The following is a 17,026-nucleotide window of genomic DNA, read 5'->3' on the forward strand; positions in this document are numbered from 1 at the left end:
GCTCAGCGCCGCGCTTCCGCGTACTCCTTGGCGTGGCCGAGCGTGGCCCGGCTGTTGGCGCCGAGCGCGTTGCGGATGAACTCGCGGGCCTGCGGGATCCCGGCCTCCTCCCCCAGGATCCGGGTGATGTTCTCGGTGTTGAGCACCACGGTGTGCTGGGAGGTGGCGGTGGTGACGCCGTCGTCGCCCTCGTCGAGCTGCCAGTACCCGGTGTGCAGGTTCATCAGCGCCGGCAGGGTGGTCTGCTTGTAGGCGATCCGGTGGTGGGGGAAGCAGACTCGGACCGACTCGGTGGTGTGGACGGAGCCGTCCTTGGTCGTCGTGTCCATCCGCAGCGTCTGCAGGCCCGGAGTGGACTCGGTCAGCGAGACCTCGGCGACGTGCGGCAGCCGCTCGCTCCAGAGCTGGGCCTCGTTGATGAAGTCGTAGACGTCCCGGGCCGAGCCCTTGATCTCCACGGTGTCGGTGAAGGAGAGGGTCAGCTCGGCGGCGCCGGTGACCCGCTCGACGTTGCTCTTCAGCGAGGCCAGCTCGGAGCGGCTGTTGCGGTCGACCGCCTGGTCGATCCAGGCGAGCTTCTCCGGGTCGTCGTCGACCGCCCGGTAGTCGTGCAGCAGCCGGACCCTGGACCCGTCGGCGCCGAGCGGCTCGATGATCCAGGTCCCGCCCATCGCCGCCACCGGAGCCGCGGGCACCTCCTGCCGGAAGGTGATCCGCAGCCCCTCCGGGTCGAGGGTGCGGCGCGAGGTCCAGCCCTTGGCCTCGCCGTTGGCGGTGGCCCAGATCCTGATCCGCTCCTCGCGCTCGCCGCGTTCGACGTGGTCGACGTAGACGGACGGGGGGAAGATCAGCGGCCAGTTCTCGACCTCCGCGATCAGCCGGTACACCTCGGCCGCGGCCGCGGCAATGGTGATCTCGTGCTCGACCTCGCGCACGGTCATCGCTCTCTCCTTGTCTGGGTGGTCTGCACCGGGGCTGTGCGGGGGCTCAGAAGTTGCCCAGGCCGCCGCAGACGTTGAGCGCCTGGGCGGTGATGGAGGCCGCGGTGTCCGAGACGAGGTAGCCGACCAGGCCGGCCACCTCCTCCGGGGTGGAGTAGCGGCCGAGCGGGATCTTGGCCTGGAACTTCTCCAGCACCTGCTCCTCCGACACCTCCCAGGCGGCCGCGTACCCCTGGCGGACCCGCTCCGCCATCGGGGTCTCCACATAGCCCGGGCAGACGGCGTTGACCGTGATGCCGGTGGGCGCCAGCTCGTTGCCGAGCGCCTTGGTGAAGCCGACCACGCCGTGCTTGGAGGCCGAGTAGGGGGCGCCCAGGACGACGCCCTGCTTGCCGGCGGTGGAGGCGATGTTGATGATCCGGCCGCGGTCCTTGGCGGACATGCCGCCGGCGTTCAGCACCTCGCGGGTCATCAGGAAGACGCTGTCCAGGTTGGTCTGGATGACGTCGTGCCAGAGCTCCTCGCTGATCCCCGCGGTGGGGCCGCCGCCGCTGCGGCCCGCGTTGTTCACCAGCACGTCGACGGTGCCGAAGCGGGCGACCGCCTGGGCGACGAAGCGCCGGATGTCCTCGGTGGAGCGGATGTCACAGGGCGCGCCGTCGACGTCCAGCCCCTCGTCCAGCAGCTCCTTGACCGTCCGGGACACGCCCTCCTCGGTGCGGGCGCAGATGAACACCCGGTGCCCCTGCTGGGCGAGCAGCCTGGCGACCGCCAGGCCGATGCCGCTGGTCGCGCCGGTGACGACGGCGACCCTCGGATTCTGCTGCGTCATGTCCTTCTCCTGGAAACATCGTCGGGCGACGGCCGGCTCCGCGCCGCCGCCGTGCGCGGGACCGGGCACGGCGGCGGTAGGGGCGTCAGCGGTCGGGGCTCTCTGCGGTACGGGTCTCAGCGGGTCGGCGCGGGCGCCAGCTGCTCGTTGACGGCCCCGATCAGGCCGCGCGGGGTCCGGTCGCCGGTCAGGGCGTCGTCCTCCAGCGAGATGTCGAACTCGCGCTCGATCCGACCGGTGGTCTCCAGCAGCGCCAGGGACTCGTAGCCCAGCGAGAAGAAGTCGGTGTCGAGGATGTCGCCGTCGAGGTCGACGGCCTCGTCCGCGCCGGCCCCCTCGCGCAGGATGCGCTTGAGGTCCTCAAGGGTGAATTCACGAGCAGGCATGGCTGTCCTTTCGGTGTGGTCGCGGACGTCCGCGTGGTCGCTCGGGGCGGGTCCGGTGGTCACTGCTCGACGGCGCGCACGACGACGGCCGAGTTGAAGCCGCCGTAGCCGCGGGCGAGCACCAGGGCGGAGCGCACCGGGGCGGTGCGCGGCCGGTCGGTGACCAGGTCGATGTCGTAGTCCTCGGACGGGGACACCCGGATGGACGGCGGGATCACCCCGTCCCGCAGGGTCAGGAAGGCGGTGGCCAGGTCCAGCGGGGCCGCGCCGGAGTACAGCCGGCCGGTCATCGTCTTGGGCGCGGTGACCGGCACCCCGCGGGGCCCGAAGACCGCGGTGATCGCCTCGGCCTCGATCCGGTCCAGTTCGGGGATGGCCGCCGCGTCGGCGAACACCACGTCGACCTGTTCCGGCTCCATCCCGGCGTCCGCCAGCGCCAGCTCGATCGCCTTGCGCAGACCGGGCGGGCGCCCGCTGCCCGGCTTCGGGTCGAAGGTGGACCCGTAGCCGGCGATCTCGCCGTAGATCTGCCTGGCGCCCCGGTCGCGGGCCCGGTCGAGGTCCTCCAGCACCAGGAGCGCGCCGCCCTCGCCGGGCACGTGCCCGCGGGCGGCCGGGTCGAACGGCAGGTACGCCCGCTCCGGGTCGTCACTGGTGCTCAACCGCTGGGCGGCCAGCTGGGCCACCCAGCCCCACGGGCAGATCGAGGCGTCGACGGCGCCGGAGACCATCAGCCCGGTGCCCTTGCGGATCTGCCGCCGGGCGTGGGCGATGGCGTCCAGCCCGCCGGCCTGGTCGCTGACGACCACGCCGCTGGGCCCGCGCATGCCGTTGCGGATGGAGATCTGGCCGCTGTTGACCGCGTAGAACCAGGCGAAGGACTGGTAGGCGCTGACGTACCGGCTGCCCTGGCTCCACAGCGCCTTCAGCTCGCGCTGGCCGAACTCGAAGCCGCCCGAGGTGCTGGCGGTGATCACGCCCATGTCGTACTCGGGCAGCGCCGCCGGGTCCACCCCGGCGTCGGCGAACGCCCAGTCGGTGCTCACCAGGGCGATCTGGGTCATCCGGTCGGTCTGCGGGAGGAGCTTGCCGGGCAGGTGGTCCTTGGCGTCGAACCCGGTGATCTCGCCCGCCAGTCGGGCCGGGTAGCCGGACGGGTCGAAGCGGGAGACCCGGCCGATGCCGCTGCGGCCGGCCCGGGCCGCCGCCCAGTAGTCCGCCACGCCGAGGCCGTTGGGGGCGGCCACCCCGAGGCCGGTGACGACGGCCCTGGCGGTACCGGCGGTCATCCGGCGCTCCTCTCCGGACGGGCGAGCACCACGGCGCTCTGGAACCCGCCGAAGCCGCTGCCCACCGAGAGGACGGCGTCGGTCCGCCAGTCGCGCGCGGTGACCGGCACGTAGTCGAGGTCGCACTCCGGATCGGGGGTGCTCAGATTGGCCGTGGGCGGCACCACGTTGTGCTCGATGGCGAGCGCCGAGGCGGCGATCTCGATCGCGCCGATCGCCCCCAGGGAGTGGCCGACCATCGACTTGATGGAGCTCACCGGCACCGCGTAGGCGTGCTCGCCCAGACTGTTCTTGAAGGCGGCGGTCTCGTGCCGGTCGTTCTGCTTGGTGCCCGAGCCGTGCGCGTTGACGTAGTCGATGTCCTCGGGGTTGAGCCGGGCCTCGTCCAACGCGACCCGGATCGCCTCGGCCATCTCGCGGCCGTCCGAGCGCAGCCCGGTCATGTGGAAGGCGTTGCTGCGGCTGGCGTAGCCGACGATCTCGGCGTAGATGCGGGCGCCCCGTGCCTTGGCGCTCTCCATCTCCTCCAGCACGAAGACGGCCGCGCCCTCGCCCAGGACGAACCCGTTGCGGGTGCCGTCGAAGGGGCGCGAGGCGTGCTCCGGGTCGTCGTTGCGCGGGGTGGTCGCCTTGATCGCGTCGAAGCAGGCCACGGTGATCGGGGAGATCGGGGCGTCGGCCGCCCCGGCGACCATGACGTCCGCCGTGCCCTCGCGGATCAGCTCGGTGGCGTACCCGATCGAGTCCAGGCCCGAGGTGCAGCCGGTGGAGACCACCGTGCTCGGCCCCTCGGCGCCCACCGCCCAGGCGACCTCGGCCGCGAAGGAGCTGGGCACCAGGAAGTTGTACAGGTGCGGCACCGCGTAGGTGTGGTCGACCAGGTCGAGCCGGCCGCTGTCGCTGACCGTCCGGTACTCCTGGTCCAGGCCCATGGTCGCGCCGACCGCGCTGCCGATGGTCACCCCGGTGCGGTGCGGGTCCAGGGCGGTGAACTCCAGCCCGCTGTCCGCAACCGCCTCCCGGGCGGTGAGCACCGCGAACTGCGCGGCGCGGTCCATCCGCCGGACCTCCTGCGGGCTCAGCCCGAGCAGGTCGGCGTCGAAGTCGACCTCCGCCGCGACCTGGGAGCGGAACGGGGACGGGTCGAAGAGGCTGATCCGCCGGGTCGAGGTGCGTCCGTCGGTCAGCAGGCTCCAGAAGGCCTTGGTCCCCACCCCGCCGGGCGCGGTGACGCCGATACCGGTGATCACGACCCGCCGGCCGTGCGGCGCGGTCACCGTGCCGTCCAGTGGTAGAAGCGCTGCGCCATCGCGTCAGCGGGGGAACGCCAGGTCGCCGGGTCGTAGGCGGTGATGAAGGGTTTGAGGTCCTCGCTGATGCCGACGAACCGCGGGTCCGTCTTGGCCTCCTCGATCCGCTCCCGGCCGTCCTCGGAGTCGAAGTCCTGGAGGTGGAAGTAGAGCCCCCGGTACGAGAAGAGCTGACGGCGCCGGGTACCCATCCGGTGCGGCATGTCACTGCCGTCGAACTCGGTGAACAGGCGGGCGACGTCCCCGAGCGAACCGGGCTCCATGCGCGCCACGATCAATGTGCTGTGCATCTGAATCTCCTTCTCAGGCCTACCGGATTCGGGAGGGGCCGAACCAGCGCTCCAGTGCCATGGGCAGGTCGTGGTGGCTGCCGGGCGCGGCCCACGCCACGTGCCCGTCGGGGCGGACCAGCACGGCCGCGGTGCCCAGCAGCGGGCTGTCCTGCGGGACTCCGTGCGGCGCCGCCGTCACGATGTCCACCCGGTCCGACCAGCCCGCCGCCCGGTGGCGGAGTTCGGCGTTGTCCGCCAGGTCCAGCAGCACGCCGCGGGCCGGGCGCAGCAGGGCCGTGCTGCTGGTCTTGTACGTGTCGCCGACCAGTTCCAGGTGCGGCATGCGCAGGCCGAGCAGCGGGTGGCTGCCCCGGCCGACGTCGTAGCGGATCTCCAACCCGCTGACCATGCCCGCGAGGTGGCGGCTGACCTCCTCGTAGCGGATCAGCTCGCGCAGCACGTCGCGCAGCGGCTGGATCTCCGGACCGCTGAGGAAGAGCAGCCCCTGGGCCTTGGTGTTCAGCATCAGCCGCTCCCCCACCGGGAAGCGCTCGCTGTGGTAGGTGTCCAGCAGCGCCGCCGGGGCGGTGCCGCGGACCACGGCCGCCAGCTTCCAGCCGAGGTTGACCGCGTCCTGGATGCCGGTGTTCATGCCCTGGCCGCCGGCCGGCAGGTGGATGTGCGCGGAGTCCCCGGCCAGCAGGACCCGGCCGCGCCGGTACTCGGTGACCTGGCGGGTCGCGTCGCCGAAGGCGCTGACCCAGCCGGGCTCGGCGTGCGAGATGTCGATGCCGGTGATCCGCTGCCAGGCGGCGGCCACCTCCTGGTAGGTGGGCGGTTCGGTCCGCTGCCGGGGCGGGGTCCCGTGCTCGCAGACGATGATGCGGGTGAAGCCCCCGTCGCCGAGCGGGCCGGCCATCACCATGCCGCCCGGCAGGGTCTCGCCGATCAGCCGGGGCGCGATCTCGACGCCCCGCACGTCGGCGAGGAACATCTCCATGGTCGCCGCGGTGCCGGGGAAGTCGAAGCCCGCGGCCTTGCGCACGGTGCTGCGGCCGCCGTCGCAGCCCACCAAGTAGGAGGCGGTCAGGCGCTGTTCGCCCTCCGGCCCGCGGACCACGACCTCGACACAGTCCCCGTCGTCCCGCAGCGAGAGCAGCTCCCAGCCGCGCCGCAGGTCGGTCCCCAGACCGACCACCCACTCCTCGAGGATCGTCTCGGTGGTCGACTGCGGAACCGTCTTGGCGGCCTGGTGGATGCTGTCGAGCACCCCGAAGTCCACTGGCAGGCCACCGAAGTGGCCCGCGTTGCTGGTCCCCATGTCGCCGAAGCGGGACAGCAGCCCGCGCTGGTCGAAGACCTCCATCGTGCGCGTGGTGAACCCCAACCCGCGGGACTCCCCGGTCCGTTCCGCCAGGCGGTCCAGAACGATGACGTCTACGCCCGCAAGACGCAGCTCGGCGGCGAGCGTGAGTCCTGCCGGGCCAGCGCCGGCGACTATGACTGAAGCATCCATGTGCCTGCCCTCGGGGGTCGGAATGATCTGGACGTCAACGCAGTGCACCGGCGCCGGTCTTCGGGCGGGGCGGCGGCACGGGCGGCTCGGTGATTCCTTCGACGGGCGATTCCGCGGATACTCGGGCGTTACTCGGGTTATCGCGGGAGCGGCCATTCAGAGAGGCCGGCAGAACACCCGTCGGTGATTCAACACAGTGCTGCGGAGACTAATCAACAGCCTCTTCGGAAGCTCCGGCCATGTCAAGGTCGCTTTTCCAGGGGAGCCACAAGCTTTCGTCAGATCGATGTCAAGTCCGCTTCGCCGGGCCGGAAGAACCCGCAGGTCAGGGACAGATATGGCGGCCGTGCGCCGATTCGCGGCGGAATCGCGTCAGGATCGCGTGAGGATCGAGCCGGGGCCGCGCCGGGTCGCCCGGAGGCCACTTCGCGCCGCGTCGGACGGCTTCGGGGCGACATCGGGATGACGCCGTCTCAGAACCGGGACAGCTTTCCCAGGGGAAGGCGAAATCAACTACATGGAAGGTACAGAGAACGGCTCCCCGTCTTGCTCGTCCACGAATCGGTGAAATAGCTTCGCGGTACTCGGAGCAGGACTTCGGGACGGTACACCGGAGCGGCGCTTCGGAGCGGTACTTCGGAGCGGTACTTCGGACGGGCGAGGAGAGGCCATGGCTCGGGATCCGGCGCACTCGGCGGCAGGGGGAACGGCGATTCGGGTCTGCGCGGGCGTCGCCTGCCGCGGGGCGGAGGACGCGGGCCGGGCCCGGCGCCTCGCCGCCGCCGGCTCCAGACTCTGCCCCGCCTGCGGCGACCGCCTGCTGGCGGAGCTGCGGCGGCTGCCCCGGCTGTACGAGGAGTGCGGCCTGCGCCTCGGCGGACCCGAGCAGTCGCACGAGCGGACCTCGGGCGGGCCGCTGCCCGGCATGCCGTTCAACACCGCTGCGGCCGAAGCCCGTTCGTCGATCCTCGCGGTGCTGCGCGCCTGGGCGTCGCTGGTCGTCGACGAGCGGCGGGTCGGCGTTCCCCGCGGCTCGACGGCCGGACTCGTCGACTTCCTGCTCCCGCACTCGGGTTGGCTGACCGCCCACTCCGCCGCCGGTGAGCTCTCCGAGGAGGTCGCCGCCCTGGTGCGCCGGGCGCGGCGGGTGATCGACCCCTCTCCCGCCCGCCGGGTGACGGTCGGCGGGTGCGTGGAGGCGGACTGCAGCGGCGGGCTGACCGCCGTACCGCAGGACCGACGCCCCGGCCTGCCCGCCGAGATCAGCTGCGACGCCGTACCGTCGCACCGGTGGCCGGCGGAGGAGTGGCTCATGCTGAGCAGGCTCCTGGCGCAGCGCGGGTCGGGCGCCCCGGCGTCCACCGTCGCCGCGGCCGCCGGGCAGGACGACGTGCGCTGGGTCAGCGCCGGTCAGATCGCCCGGCTGTGGGGCATCGCGCCCGGCAGCGTCTACCGCCACGCCAGCGAACAGCAGTGGCGCCGCCGCGCCGCCCGGGGGCGTACCTACTACCACGACGCGGACGTCCGCCGGACGCTGGACGGGCGCAAGCAGCCCGCCCGGGAGCGCGGAGAGAAGGGTCTCCCCTGATCAGCGCGCCCGCAGCCGACCCGGCCTGACGTTTCATCAAAAATACTTGTTGAAACGGGAACTGTTGCGAAGGCTCCGCAGTTGGCGGGAGTGGACCGGGCCGTGCCGTCCAGAGGTGTGGCCACCCCTCGATAGAGAGTGAATGTCTTGCCTACCAGTGACTCGACCGCGCGTATCACGAGCGTCCTCGCCCGTCCCTTCTCGCTGGGCGGCCTCACCCTCCGGAACCGGATCGTGATGGCGCCGATGACCCGCGAGGCCTCCCCCGGCGGGGTGCCGGGCGCCGATGTGGCGGAGTACTACGCCCGCCGCGCGGCGGGCGGCGCGGGCCTGATCGTCACCGAGGGGACGTACATCGGCCACGACTCGGCGGGCAGCAGCGACCGTGTCCCCCGGTTCCACGGCGAGGACGCGCTCGCCGGCTGGAGCGAGGTGGCGCAGGCGGTGCACCGCGAGGGCGGGAAGATCGTGCCGCAGCTGTGGCACGTCGGCATGACCCGCGCCGCCGGCGCGCCGCCCGTCCCGGACGCCCCGCGGGTCGGCCCCTCCGGGATCGCCATCGACGGCACCGAGCCGGGCCACTCGATGACCGGGCAGGACATCGACGACGTGATAGCCGCCTTCGCCGCCGGCGCGGCCGCCGCCGAGGCCCACGGCTTCGACGGCATCGAGCTGCACGGCGCCCACGGCTACCTCATCGACCAGTTCCTGTGGGCCCGGACCAACCAGCGCGGTGACGGCTACGGCGGCGACGTCGCCTCCCGGGCCCGGTTCGCCACCGAGATCGTGGCCGCCTGCCGCCGGGCCGTGTCGCCGGAGTTCCCGATCATCTTCCGGCTCTCCCAGTGGAAGATGGGCGACTTCGAGGCGAAGATCGCCGAATCGCCGCAGGAGCTCGACGCGCTGCTCACGCCGCTCGCCGAAGCGGGCGCCGACGCCTTCCACTGCTCGACCCGCCGCTTCTGGGAGCCGGAGTTCGAGGGTTCGGACCTGAACCTCGCGGGCTGGGCGAAGAAGGTCACCGGCAAGGCGACGATCAGCGTCGGGTCGGTCGGCCTGGACATCGACTTCACCAAGGCGCTGTTCGAGGGCGCGCCCGTCAGCGCCACGGACATCGAACCCCTGCTGGACCGGCTGGAGCGCAACGAGTTCGACCTGGTGGCGGTCGGCCGCTCGATGCTGGGCGACCCGGAGTGGGCCGCGAAGATCCTCAGCGGCCGCGTCGACGAGATCAAGCCCTTCGACCTGCGGGTGCTCGGCTCCCTCGCCTGAGCCACGGGCCGGACCCGCGTCCGCCGCACGGCGGACGCGGGTCGGGGCCCTCTACTCCCTGACCGGCTCCGGCTCCCCGACCGGTGGTGGCGAAGCCGTCGAGCCGCCGGCCGACAGCACGTCACGCGCATCGACCGGCCGACGGGCTCCGCACGCACCCCAGGACCGGCGATCACCGCGGCAGGCACCGGCCCCGTCCTGTCGAGCGGGAGCCGGCCGGGTGCGGAGGCCCGTCGAACCCCCTTCGGCCCTACATCCCTACGCCTCGGCCCCCGCCCCCGCCCCCGCGAGGAGCGCGTGCACGGTGGCGGCCATGGTGCGGCGCGCCCGTTCGGGGCTCAGACCGCAGCTGCGCCAGTGGTACCAGGCGCTCCACGTGGTCACCGCGTCCAGGCCGTCGAGCAGCTCCGTCCGGGCCGGCTCCGGCAGGGCGTCGAGCTCCAGGGCGAAGACCTGGGAGAGCCGCAGGCGGGCGAAGTCCAGCATCTGCTGGACGGCCTCCTGGATCCGCGGGGACGGGTTCTCCAGTCGCATCACCGCCAGCCTGGCCGGGGTGACGCCCTCCAGGATGCGCGCCCGCTGCTCCGCGAGGGCGGCCACCCGCAGCTCGCGCGGCCCCTCGACGGGAAGCGGCCTGATCTGGGCCGCGAGCTGCTCCAGACGCCGGTTGACGGCGACCTCGGCCAGTTCGGCCATGTCCGCGAAGTGGTGGAACACCAGTCGGCGCGACACGCCCGCCCGCTCGGCCACCTTGTCGGCCGGGAAGTGCGCCTGGTTCTCGTCGATCAGCGACAGCATCGCGTCGGCGATCTTCTCCCGGGTCTGCCGCCCGCGTTCCGTCCGCCCGTCGGTGCCGGGCGAGGCGGCTTCGGTCCGCTTCACGTGGGCTCCTCCGCCCTCTCGTTGACATTCTTGCACCGCGAGTGCAAGTGTACGCATTGCACAGTGAGTGCAACTAGTTTCAACCGGGGGGCCCACGCTGCCCGCCGCACGAGGAAGGGCTTCCCGCCGCAGATGTTCACCACTGTGGGGCGCTGGTGCGCCCGCAGGCCCAAGCGGGTCGTCGCCGCCTGGCTCTTGCTGGCGGCCGCCGCGCTCACCGCCGTCGCGACGTTCGGGCGCGTCACCAGCGAGGCCGTCTCCATCCCCGGCAGCGACAGCCAGGCCGCGCGGGACATCGCCGACCGCGCCTTCCCCGGCTCGGCCTCCGGCAAGCAGCCGGTCCTGCTGCACACCCCGGCCGGCACGGCCCCGCTGACCGCCGCCGACACCGCCGCCGCAGTCCGCAGCGCGGCCGCGGCCATCGCCGCGGTACCGCACGTGGTCGCCGTCACCACGCCCTACGACCCGGCCGGCACCACGGCCATGAGCGCCGACGGCCACACCGCCTACCTGTCGGTCGAACTCGACGTCTCCGGACGGGACGTGACGCCCGGGACGACGGACGCCGTGCTCGCCGCGGCCGCACCGGCCACCGCCGCCGGCATCGAGGTCACCCCGGGCGGCTACCTGGCCGCCGCGGTCGACCGGGGCAGCACCGGCCGCAGCGAGGCCATCGGACTCGGCGCGGCCCTGGTGATCCTCACCCTCTCCCTCGGCAGCCTCCTCGCCGCCGGACTGCCGCTGCTGGCCGGGGTGATCGGCCTCGGCATCGCCCTGCCGATCCTCGGCCTGGTCGGCCACCTGATGGACGTTCCCGAGGCCGGTGAGACCATCGCCGCCATGATCGGGCTGGGTGTCGGCATCGACTACACCCTCTTCGGCCTCACCCGCTTCCGGGAGCTGCGCGCCGCCGGGACCGGGATCGAGGACGCCGCCGTGCGCACCACCGCGGGCTCCGGCAAGTCCGTCGCCTTCGCCGGCAGCGCCGTCGTCGCGGCCCTCGCCGGACTGGCCCTCGGCGGACTGCCACTGCTGTACGCGCTGGCCCTCGCCCCGGCGATCGCCGTGGCAACGGCGCTGGGTGTCAACCTCACACTCCTGCCCGCCGCACTCGTGCTGCTGGGCGAGCGGCTGACGCCCAGGCCGCCCACCGCCCCCGACCCCGCCGGGCGCCCGCGCGGCTGGGGCCGGATCGCCGCCCTGGTCGCGGCCAGGCCCTGGCCCCTGCTGCTGGCCGGCCTGGCCCTGCTCGGTGCCCTCGCCGCCCCCGCGGCCCACCTCCACCTCGGCCAGCTGGACGCCGGCAGCAAGGCCTCCGGCAGCATGAGCCGCACCGCCTACGACCGGATGGCCGCGGCCTTCGGCCCGGGCTCCAACGGCGTGCTCCAGGTCGTCGACGTGCTGCCCTCCCCGGCGGCGGGGGCCGCGGACCCGCGCCCGGCGGCCGTGACCACCGCGCTGCGCGGCGCCCAGGGTGTCGCCTCCGTCAGCCCGCCCGCGCTCGCCGCCGACGGCCGCACCGTCCGCTGGCAGGTCACCCCGACCACCGCCCCCTCCGACCCCGCCACCACCGCGCTCGTCCACCGCCTGCGCGCGGACGTGCTGCCCGGTGCCACCGCCGACAGCGGCCGGCTGGTGCACGTCGGCGGCACACCGGCCGCCCAGGCCGACCTCAACGCGCGGATCGCGCAGCGCATGCCGCTCGTCGTCGGCTTCGTCCTGACCGTCGCCGGGCTGCTCCTGCTCCTGGCCTTCCGCTCGCCCGTCGTCGCCGTGAAGGCCGCCGTGATGAACCTGGTGTCGGTCGCCGCCGCCTACGGCGTGCTCACCGCCGTCTTCCAGCACGGCCTGGGCGCCCGACTGATCGGCCTGGACGGCGCCGTCCCGATCCCCGGCTACGTGCCCCTGCTGATGTTCGCGGTGCTCTTCGGCCTCTCGATGGACTACGAGGTGTTCCTGCTCAGCGCCGTGCGCGAGGGCTACCTGCGGGAACGGGACAACCGCCGCGCCGTGGTGGCGGGCCTCAGCAGCACCGGACGGATCATCAGCTCGGCAGCCCTGATCATGGTCGCGGTCTTCCTCAGCTACCTGCTGTCCGACGACCCCGTGGTCAAGATGTTCGGCATCGGTCTCGCGAGCGCCGTCGCCCTGGACGCGACCGTCGTCCGCGGCCTGCTCGTCCCGGCCACCATGGTCCTGCTCGGCGACGGCAACTGGTGGCTGCCCCGCCGGCTCGACCGCCTGCTGCCGCACGTCGACATCGAGGGCGACGGCCACGTCCCGCAGCCCGGCGACACCGACGCACCGGCTCCCGCGATCGCGGCCCGCTGACCCCACGGTCCCCCGCCCCCACCCGCCCCGGACCGGAACCCGCCACCGAACCCGAACCACCCACCAGGAGCACGTCCCCATGCCCGTCCCCAGGCACATCCGCCTCCGCCGCAGCCTCCCGATGCTCACGGCCCTCGGCCTCACCGCCGGGACCGCGGCCCTCGCGGCCCTCGCGGCACCCGCCGCCCACGCAGACCCCGCCTGCGGACGCGGCCCGCTCCAGTACTCCGTCGACGGCGGCGCCCACTGGACGGCCGCCGCGACCATGCCCGCCCAGGCCGGCAGCGTCCAGGTCCGACTGGCCGGCGAACCCGCCGCGGGCTGCGAGTACCACGTCTCGCTCGGCTCCTACGCGACTCAGGGCGCGACCTGGGCCACCTCGGGGAAGCAGACCTTCCTCGGCTGGGCGACCACGACCCTCTCCCGCGAGCACTACCGGGACACCCTCGACGTCACCGGCCACCTGCCGCCGTGCTACGGCGAGTCGGCCCTCTACGCGGTCGGCGAGAAGTACGACGGGAGCGACAGCGACCACCCGCTGCCGCACTACCCGGACGAGCCGTTCTCCGGCCTGATGATCGCCTCCTGGAACGGCGGAACCGCCTGCGCCCCGACGCCGACGCCGACCCCCACCACCGGCCCCACAACCGCCGCCCCGACGCAGACGCCCACCGCCGTACCGACGCCGACCACCGCACCGGTCACCACCCCGCCGTCCCCGTCCCCGACGCCGTCCCCGGACCGACCGACCGCCTCGCCCCGTGCCGACCGGACCACCCCCGCCGCGGCGACCCCCGCGGCCACGTCGGCTCCGACGCTGGCCGCCACCGGCAGCGACGACGGCCTCCTGGCCGCCGCCGGGGTCGCCGCCGCCGTCCTGCTCGCCGCCGGCGGCGCCGCGGTGTACGTCGGGCGCCGCCGCTGACGGGCGGTCCGCGCGCGGCTTCACCCAGGGCAGAACGCCGCTCCCTTCCCCCCGCGCCCGGGATCCCTAGGCTGAAGGAGTGAGCACTCATGCGCCGAACGAAGCCCGCGTCATCCCGCTGCGCCGCCCGCAGGCCTCGCCGCCCGCGCCGCCCGCGCCGAAGGAGCCCCTCTGGCGCGACCTCGTCGGCGATGTGCTGCGGCGCGAACGGCTGGCCCAGGAGCGGACGTTGAAGGACGTCGCGGAGACCGCCCGGATCTCGGTCCCGTACCTGTCGGAGCTGGAGCGCGGCCGCAAGGAGGCCTCCTCCGAGGTGCTCGCGGCCGCCGCCAAGGCCCTCGGGCTCGGCCTCGGCGACCTCCTCTCGCTCGCCCAGGACGAGCTGGTCCGGCACACCCGGAGCCGGACCGGCCACGGCCGCACCTCGTCGCCCAGGGCGCAGTACGACGGCCTCTGCCTCGTGGCCTGAGCCCGCCGTGCGGCCGGTACACCACCGTGGTACCGGCCGCACGGGCTCAGTGGAACGGGACCCGTCGGCTCAGCACCTCGTCCGCGAGCCCGTACGCGACAGCCTCCTCGGCACTGAGCACCTTGTCCCGGTCCATGTCCGCGCGCAGGGTCGCCGCGTCGTGCCCGGTGTGCCGGGCGAGGACCTCCTCCACCTGTGCGCGGATCCGCACCATCTCCTTGGCCGCGAGGCTGAGGTCCGAGACCGTCCCCTGCTGCCCTCCGCTGGCCGGCTGGCCGAGCAGCACCCGCGCGTGCTGGAGCACGAACCGCCGCCCCGGATCCCCGCCGGCCAGCAGCACCGCCGCCGTCGACGCGGCCTGACCGACGCAGAAGGTGGAGATCGGCGCCTGCACGAAGGTCATCGTGTCGTAGATCGCCATCAGTGAAGTGAACGACCCCCCGGGCGAGTTGAGGTAGATCGAGATCTCCCGCTCCGGGCTCTCCGACTCCAGGTGCAGCAGCTGGGCGATCACCACGTTGGCGACCCCGTCGTCGATCTCCGTGCCGAGGAAGATGATCCGCTCGTTCAGCAGCCGGCTGAACACGTCGTAGGTCCGCTCGCCCTTCGCCGTCCGCTCGATCACGTACGGAACCGTGTACGACCCCATGTCAGAGCCCCATCCGTCGCCGCGACGAGGCCGGACGGATGTCCGCCACCGACTCCACCACCCGGTCCACCAGCCCGTACTCCACGGCCTGCTCGGCCGTGAACCAGCGGTCCCGGTCCCCGTCCCGGGCGATCGTCTCCTCGCTCTGCCCGGTGTGCTCGGCGGTGATCCGCTCGATCGTCCGCTTGGTGTGCTGCAGGTTCTCCGCCTGGATCTCGATGTCCGCCGTCGTCCCGCCGATCCCCGCCGAAGGCTGGTGCATCATGATCCGCGCGTTCGGCAGCACGAACCGCTTCCCGCGCGCCCCCGTCGTGAGCAGGAACTGCCCCATGCTCGCCGCGAACCCCATCGCCAGCGTCGAGACGTCGTTCGGGATCAGCCGCATGGTGTCGTAGATCGCCAGCCCCGCCGACACCGACCCGCCCGGGCTGTTGATGTACAGCCCGATGTCACTGCGCGGATCCTCCGCCGAGAGCAGCATCAGCTGCGCACACACCCGGTTCGCCGACACGTCGTCGACCTGCGTGCCGAGCAGGACGATCCGCTGCGCGAGCAGCTGGGCGGCGAGGTGGTCGTCGAAGGCACTCGGCGCCGTCTCCCCCTGCCCCGCCCGGGGCAGCAACGTACTGAGCGAAGTCATCTGCTCCTCCTTGTCGAGCCGTTGACTCCACTCTCACCCCGAGACTGGCCGCCGATACCGCCCTTCTGCCCCCCGCAGATTCGCCGACGGCAGAGCGGATCAAGACGTCAGATGATCGAACTCCCCGGCCTTGAAGCCCCGAAGGAGGGCGCGGAGCCCGTCAGCCGTGGTCGTGATGATGACGTCGGGCTCGTCACTCTCACGGATCTTGATGGCACGCTCGGGAGCCGCGGCAAGACAGATGCAGTTCGCGGACTCGGAGCTGTAACTGGACTTCTGCCAGTTGATTACCGCCACGGCGTCTCCCCTCAGGTGTCCTTCTCGATACGGGCAATGAGATCACGTGACTCCTCGGGACTGAGGGCGCGGTCTTCCATGATGTCCAGGACCTTCTGGTACTTCACCAGTTGCGCATGGGCGTCGAGGAACTCGGAGCCGTGATACGTATCGAGCTGCACGGTGTCGAGTTGGGGCACGACTGCGGAGCAGTAGACGATGGACTGCCCGGAGCCAGGGAACGTGCCGGAACCGAAGGGGATCACGCGCACTGTGATGTTCTCGCGAGTACTCGCCTCGATGAGGTGCCGGTGCTGCGCCCGGGCTACTACCGGCCCACCGAACTCCATCCGCAGGGCCGCCTCATGGACGATCACAGTGAGCGGGATCGCCCGCTGACCGTAGAGCACCGCCTGCCGCTTGATGCGATAGGAGACCCGATGCTCCACCTCGGGCGGCGACAGAGGAGGGAATGTGTCCCTGAAGATCGCACGAGCGTGGTCAAGTGTCTGAAGGAGGCCGGGAATGTGAATCACCGAGGCGATACGCATCGCCGTGGCATGGTGTTCCGTTTCGGCAAGATCGAGCATGTTCGGCGACAGGATGTCACGGTACTCCTCCCACCATTCCCGAGTCCGCCTCCCGGTCATGCCGGCGAGAGCCTCGATCAGGCCCTGGTCCGTACACGTGTACGCGCGAGCGAACGCGCGCACACGCTCCGCGCTGACCGCGTATCGACCCGCTTCGATCCGGCTCATGTGACCCTGATTCACACCGACCAGAGCTGCAGCCGCAGTTGAGGTGAGCCCAGCCCGTTCGCGCAGTTTCCGCAGTTCAAACCCAAGGCGCTGCTGCCGCAGCGTCGGGGTACCGCTCGACGACATCGCGATCCTCCCATTCACTACCAAGAGTGAAATAGCAAGCCTTCAATAGCCAGCATGGAAACTATGCCATGTTAGCGCTACGGTATGAAACGGGCCGGTCACCAAACGTGCTGGCCGCGCTTCAACCATGCCTTGAGGCTGGAGACTTCCATGACCGCTACGCCCCCGCCAAACCCCGACCGGTCCTTCGACCAGGAGCTGTGCGAACTCGTGCTCGACACCGCACCCCGGGTCTTCGCCGTCGTCCAGGTGTGCGGCGACAGCAGTGCCGACGCCGACGGGTGGGTGGCGGCCTGGGGGCTCGCCGACCCCTACGGGCCGACCCACGTGATCACCCTCGACGGCCGGACCCGCTTGACCCTCACCTCCCCCGAGCGCGCCCTCCGCCACTTCTCCCGCCACCCGGGCATCACCGCCCGCCTGGTCTGGCTCACCCACCCGGACACCGCCGCCCTGGACCAGCCCGAAGCCGCCTGACAGTGAGGATGTTCATGAGCGGTTCCCGGGCGGGTCTGACCCACCGCCTGACTGACCTCGGGTCCTCAACGGGATCTGTCGGCCTCG

General features: G+C 72.3%; 18 protein-coding genes. 6 read left to right on the plus strand and 12 right to left on the minus strand.

Features of this window, described 5'->3' with window-relative positions; translation table 11 throughout:
* Positions 1-2: 2 nt before the first annotated feature.
* From ABTY61_RS20755 to ABTY61_RS20785, 7 genes are all read right to left on the minus strand, one after another.
* The gene (locus ABTY61_RS20755; protein WP_350506484.1) at positions 3-941 is read right to left on the minus strand and encodes an aromatase/cyclase; all 939 of its coding nucleotides are present in this window, start codon (positions 939-941) and stop codon (positions 3-5) included.
* 46 nt (positions 942-987) lie between these two features.
* Positions 988-1,773: a 3-oxoacyl-ACP reductase FabG gene (fabG, locus tag ABTY61_RS20760; RefSeq protein ID WP_350506485.1), complete on the minus strand. Its 786-nt coding sequence runs from the start codon at positions 1,771-1,773 to the stop codon at positions 988-990.
* Between the two features lie 116 nt (positions 1,774-1,889).
* Complete coding sequence (locus tag ABTY61_RS20765) at positions 1,890-2,159, minus strand: acyl carrier protein (protein ID WP_350506486.1); 270 nt, start codon at positions 2,157-2,159, stop codon at positions 1,890-1,892.
* 59 nt (positions 2,160-2,218) lie between these two features.
* Positions 2,219-3,448 carry a ketosynthase chain-length factor gene (locus ABTY61_RS20770; protein ID WP_350506487.1) on the minus strand — a complete coding sequence of 410 codons (1,230 nt, stop codon included), beginning with the start codon at positions 3,446-3,448 and terminating at the stop codon, positions 2,219-2,221.
* Positions 3,445-4,725, minus strand: a complete 1,281-nt coding sequence (locus tag ABTY61_RS20775; RefSeq protein ID WP_350506488.1) for a beta-ketoacyl-[acyl-carrier-protein] synthase family protein — start codon at positions 4,723-4,725, stop codon at positions 3,445-3,447. The genes ABTY61_RS20770 and ABTY61_RS20775 overlap by 4 nt, the downstream gene beginning before the upstream one ends.
* Positions 4,722-5,048 carry a TcmI family type II polyketide cyclase gene (locus ABTY61_RS20780; RefSeq protein WP_350506489.1) on the minus strand — a complete coding sequence of 109 codons (327 nt, stop codon included), beginning with the start codon at positions 5,046-5,048 and terminating at the stop codon, positions 4,722-4,724. Before ABTY61_RS20780 ends, ABTY61_RS20775 begins: the two co-directional genes overlap by 4 nt.
* Positions 5,049-5,067: 19 nt before the next feature.
* A complete protein-coding gene (locus ABTY61_RS20785; RefSeq protein ID WP_350506490.1) occupies positions 5,068-6,546 on the minus strand; it encodes an FAD-dependent monooxygenase in 1,479 nt (492 codons plus the stop codon).
* Positions 6,547-7,216: 670 nt separating this feature from the next.
* Here ABTY61_RS20785 and ABTY61_RS20790 point away from each other — a divergent pair.
* Positions 7,217-8,134, plus strand: a complete 918-nt coding sequence (locus ABTY61_RS20790) for a hypothetical protein (RefSeq protein WP_350506491.1) — start codon at positions 7,217-7,219, stop codon at positions 8,132-8,134.
* 147 nt (positions 8,135-8,281) lie between these two features.
* Positions 8,282-9,406, plus strand: a complete 1,125-nt coding sequence (locus tag ABTY61_RS20795) for an NADH:flavin oxidoreductase (RefSeq protein WP_350506492.1) — start codon at positions 8,282-8,284, stop codon at positions 9,404-9,406.
* A gap of 258 nt (positions 9,407-9,664) precedes the next feature.
* Here the strand turns inward: ABTY61_RS20795 and ABTY61_RS20800 are convergent, their stop codons facing one another.
* Positions 9,665-10,288: a TetR/AcrR family transcriptional regulator gene (locus ABTY61_RS20800; RefSeq protein ID WP_350506493.1), complete on the minus strand. Its 624-nt coding sequence runs from the start codon at positions 10,286-10,288 to the stop codon at positions 9,665-9,667.
* A 132-nt stretch (positions 10,289-10,420) separates the two neighbouring features.
* Between ABTY61_RS20800 and ABTY61_RS20805 the strand changes: the two genes are divergently transcribed.
* The 3 genes from ABTY61_RS20805 to ABTY61_RS20815 all read left to right on the plus strand — a co-directional run bounded on the left by ABTY61_RS20805 (position 10,421) and on the right by ABTY61_RS20815 (position 14,013).
* On the plus strand, positions 10,421-12,619 hold the full coding sequence (locus tag ABTY61_RS20805) for an MMPL family transporter (RefSeq protein ID WP_350506494.1): 2,199 nt from the start codon (positions 10,421-10,423) through the stop codon (positions 12,617-12,619).
* 79 nt (positions 12,620-12,698) lie between these two features.
* Positions 12,699-13,544: a hypothetical protein gene (locus tag ABTY61_RS20810; protein WP_350506495.1), complete on the plus strand. Its 846-nt coding sequence runs from the start codon at positions 12,699-12,701 to the stop codon at positions 13,542-13,544.
* A gap of 79 nt (positions 13,545-13,623) precedes the next feature.
* Positions 13,624-14,013, plus strand: coding sequence for a helix-turn-helix domain-containing protein (locus tag ABTY61_RS20815; RefSeq protein ID WP_350506496.1), 390 nt, complete (start codon positions 13,624-13,626; stop codon positions 14,011-14,013).
* A gap of 46 nt (positions 14,014-14,059) precedes the next feature.
* Here the strand turns inward: ABTY61_RS20815 and ABTY61_RS20820 are convergent, their stop codons facing one another.
* From ABTY61_RS20820 to ABTY61_RS20835, 4 genes are all read right to left on the minus strand, one after another.
* Positions 14,060-14,662, minus strand: coding sequence for a ClpP family protease (locus tag ABTY61_RS20820; protein WP_350506497.1), 603 nt, complete (start codon positions 14,660-14,662; stop codon positions 14,060-14,062).
* 1 nt (position 14,663) lies between these two features.
* A complete protein-coding gene (locus tag ABTY61_RS20825) occupies positions 14,664-15,302 on the minus strand; it encodes a ClpP family protease (protein ID WP_350506498.1) in 639 nt (212 codons plus the stop codon).
* A 99-nt stretch (positions 15,303-15,401) separates the two neighbouring features.
* Positions 15,402-15,599, minus strand: coding sequence for a DUF397 domain-containing protein (locus ABTY61_RS20830; protein WP_350506499.1), 198 nt, complete (start codon positions 15,597-15,599; stop codon positions 15,402-15,404).
* A gap of 11 nt (positions 15,600-15,610) precedes the next feature.
* Complete coding sequence (locus ABTY61_RS20835) at positions 15,611-16,462, minus strand: helix-turn-helix domain-containing protein (RefSeq protein WP_350506500.1); 852 nt, start codon at positions 16,460-16,462, stop codon at positions 15,611-15,613.
* A 150-nt stretch (positions 16,463-16,612) separates the two neighbouring features.
* Between ABTY61_RS20835 and ABTY61_RS20840 the strand changes: the two genes are divergently transcribed.
* The gene (locus tag ABTY61_RS20840) at positions 16,613-16,939 is read left to right on the plus strand and encodes a hypothetical protein (protein ID WP_350506501.1); all 327 of its coding nucleotides are present in this window, start codon (positions 16,613-16,615) and stop codon (positions 16,937-16,939) included.
* Positions 16,940-17,026: the final 87 nt, after the last annotated feature.

Origin of the sequence: Kitasatospora sp. NPDC096128 (assembly GCF_040303105.1) — a bacterium.
GTDB lineage: Bacteria > Actinomycetota > Actinomycetes > Streptomycetales > Streptomycetaceae > Kitasatospora.

Coding starts and splice junctions, on each gene's coding strand:
- ABTY61_RS20790 (WP_350506491.1), top strand. CDS start 7,217: ATGGCTCGGGATCCGGCGCACTCGGCGGCAGGGGGAACGGCGATTCGG.
- fabG (WP_350506485.1), bottom strand. CDS start 1,773: ATGACGCAGCAGAATCCGAGGGTCGCCGTCGTCACCGGCGCGACCAGC.
- ABTY61_RS20835 (WP_350506500.1), bottom strand. CDS start 16,462: ATGTCGTCGAGCGGTACCCCGACGCTGCGGCAGCAGCGCCTTGGGTTT.
- ABTY61_RS20825 (WP_350506498.1), bottom strand. CDS start 15,302: ATGACTTCGCTCAGTACGTTGCTGCCCCGGGCGGGGCAGGGGGAGACG.
- ABTY61_RS20805 (WP_350506494.1), top strand. CDS start 10,421: ATGTTCACCACTGTGGGGCGCTGGTGCGCCCGCAGGCCCAAGCGGGTC.
- ABTY61_RS20770 (WP_350506487.1), bottom strand. CDS start 3,448: ATGACCGCCGGTACCGCCAGGGCCGTCGTCACCGGCCTCGGGGTGGCC.
- ABTY61_RS20780 (WP_350506489.1), bottom strand. CDS start 5,048: ATGCACAGCACATTGATCGTGGCGCGCATGGAGCCCGGTTCGCTCGGG.
- ABTY61_RS20765 (WP_350506486.1), bottom strand. CDS start 2,159: ATGCCTGCTCGTGAATTCACCCTTGAGGACCTCAAGCGCATCCTGCGC.
- ABTY61_RS20810 (WP_350506495.1), top strand. CDS start 12,699: ATGCCCGTCCCCAGGCACATCCGCCTCCGCCGCAGCCTCCCGATGCTC.
- ABTY61_RS20785 (WP_350506490.1), bottom strand. CDS start 6,546: ATGGATGCTTCAGTCATAGTCGCCGGCGCTGGCCCGGCAGGACTCACG.
- ABTY61_RS20755 (WP_350506484.1), bottom strand. CDS start 941: ATGACCGTGCGCGAGGTCGAGCACGAGATCACCATTGCCGCGGCCGCG.
- ABTY61_RS20820 (WP_350506497.1), bottom strand. CDS start 14,662: ATGGGGTCGTACACGGTTCCGTACGTGATCGAGCGGACGGCGAAGGGC.
- ABTY61_RS20840 (WP_350506501.1), top strand. CDS start 16,613: ATGACCGCTACGCCCCCGCCAAACCCCGACCGGTCCTTCGACCAGGAG.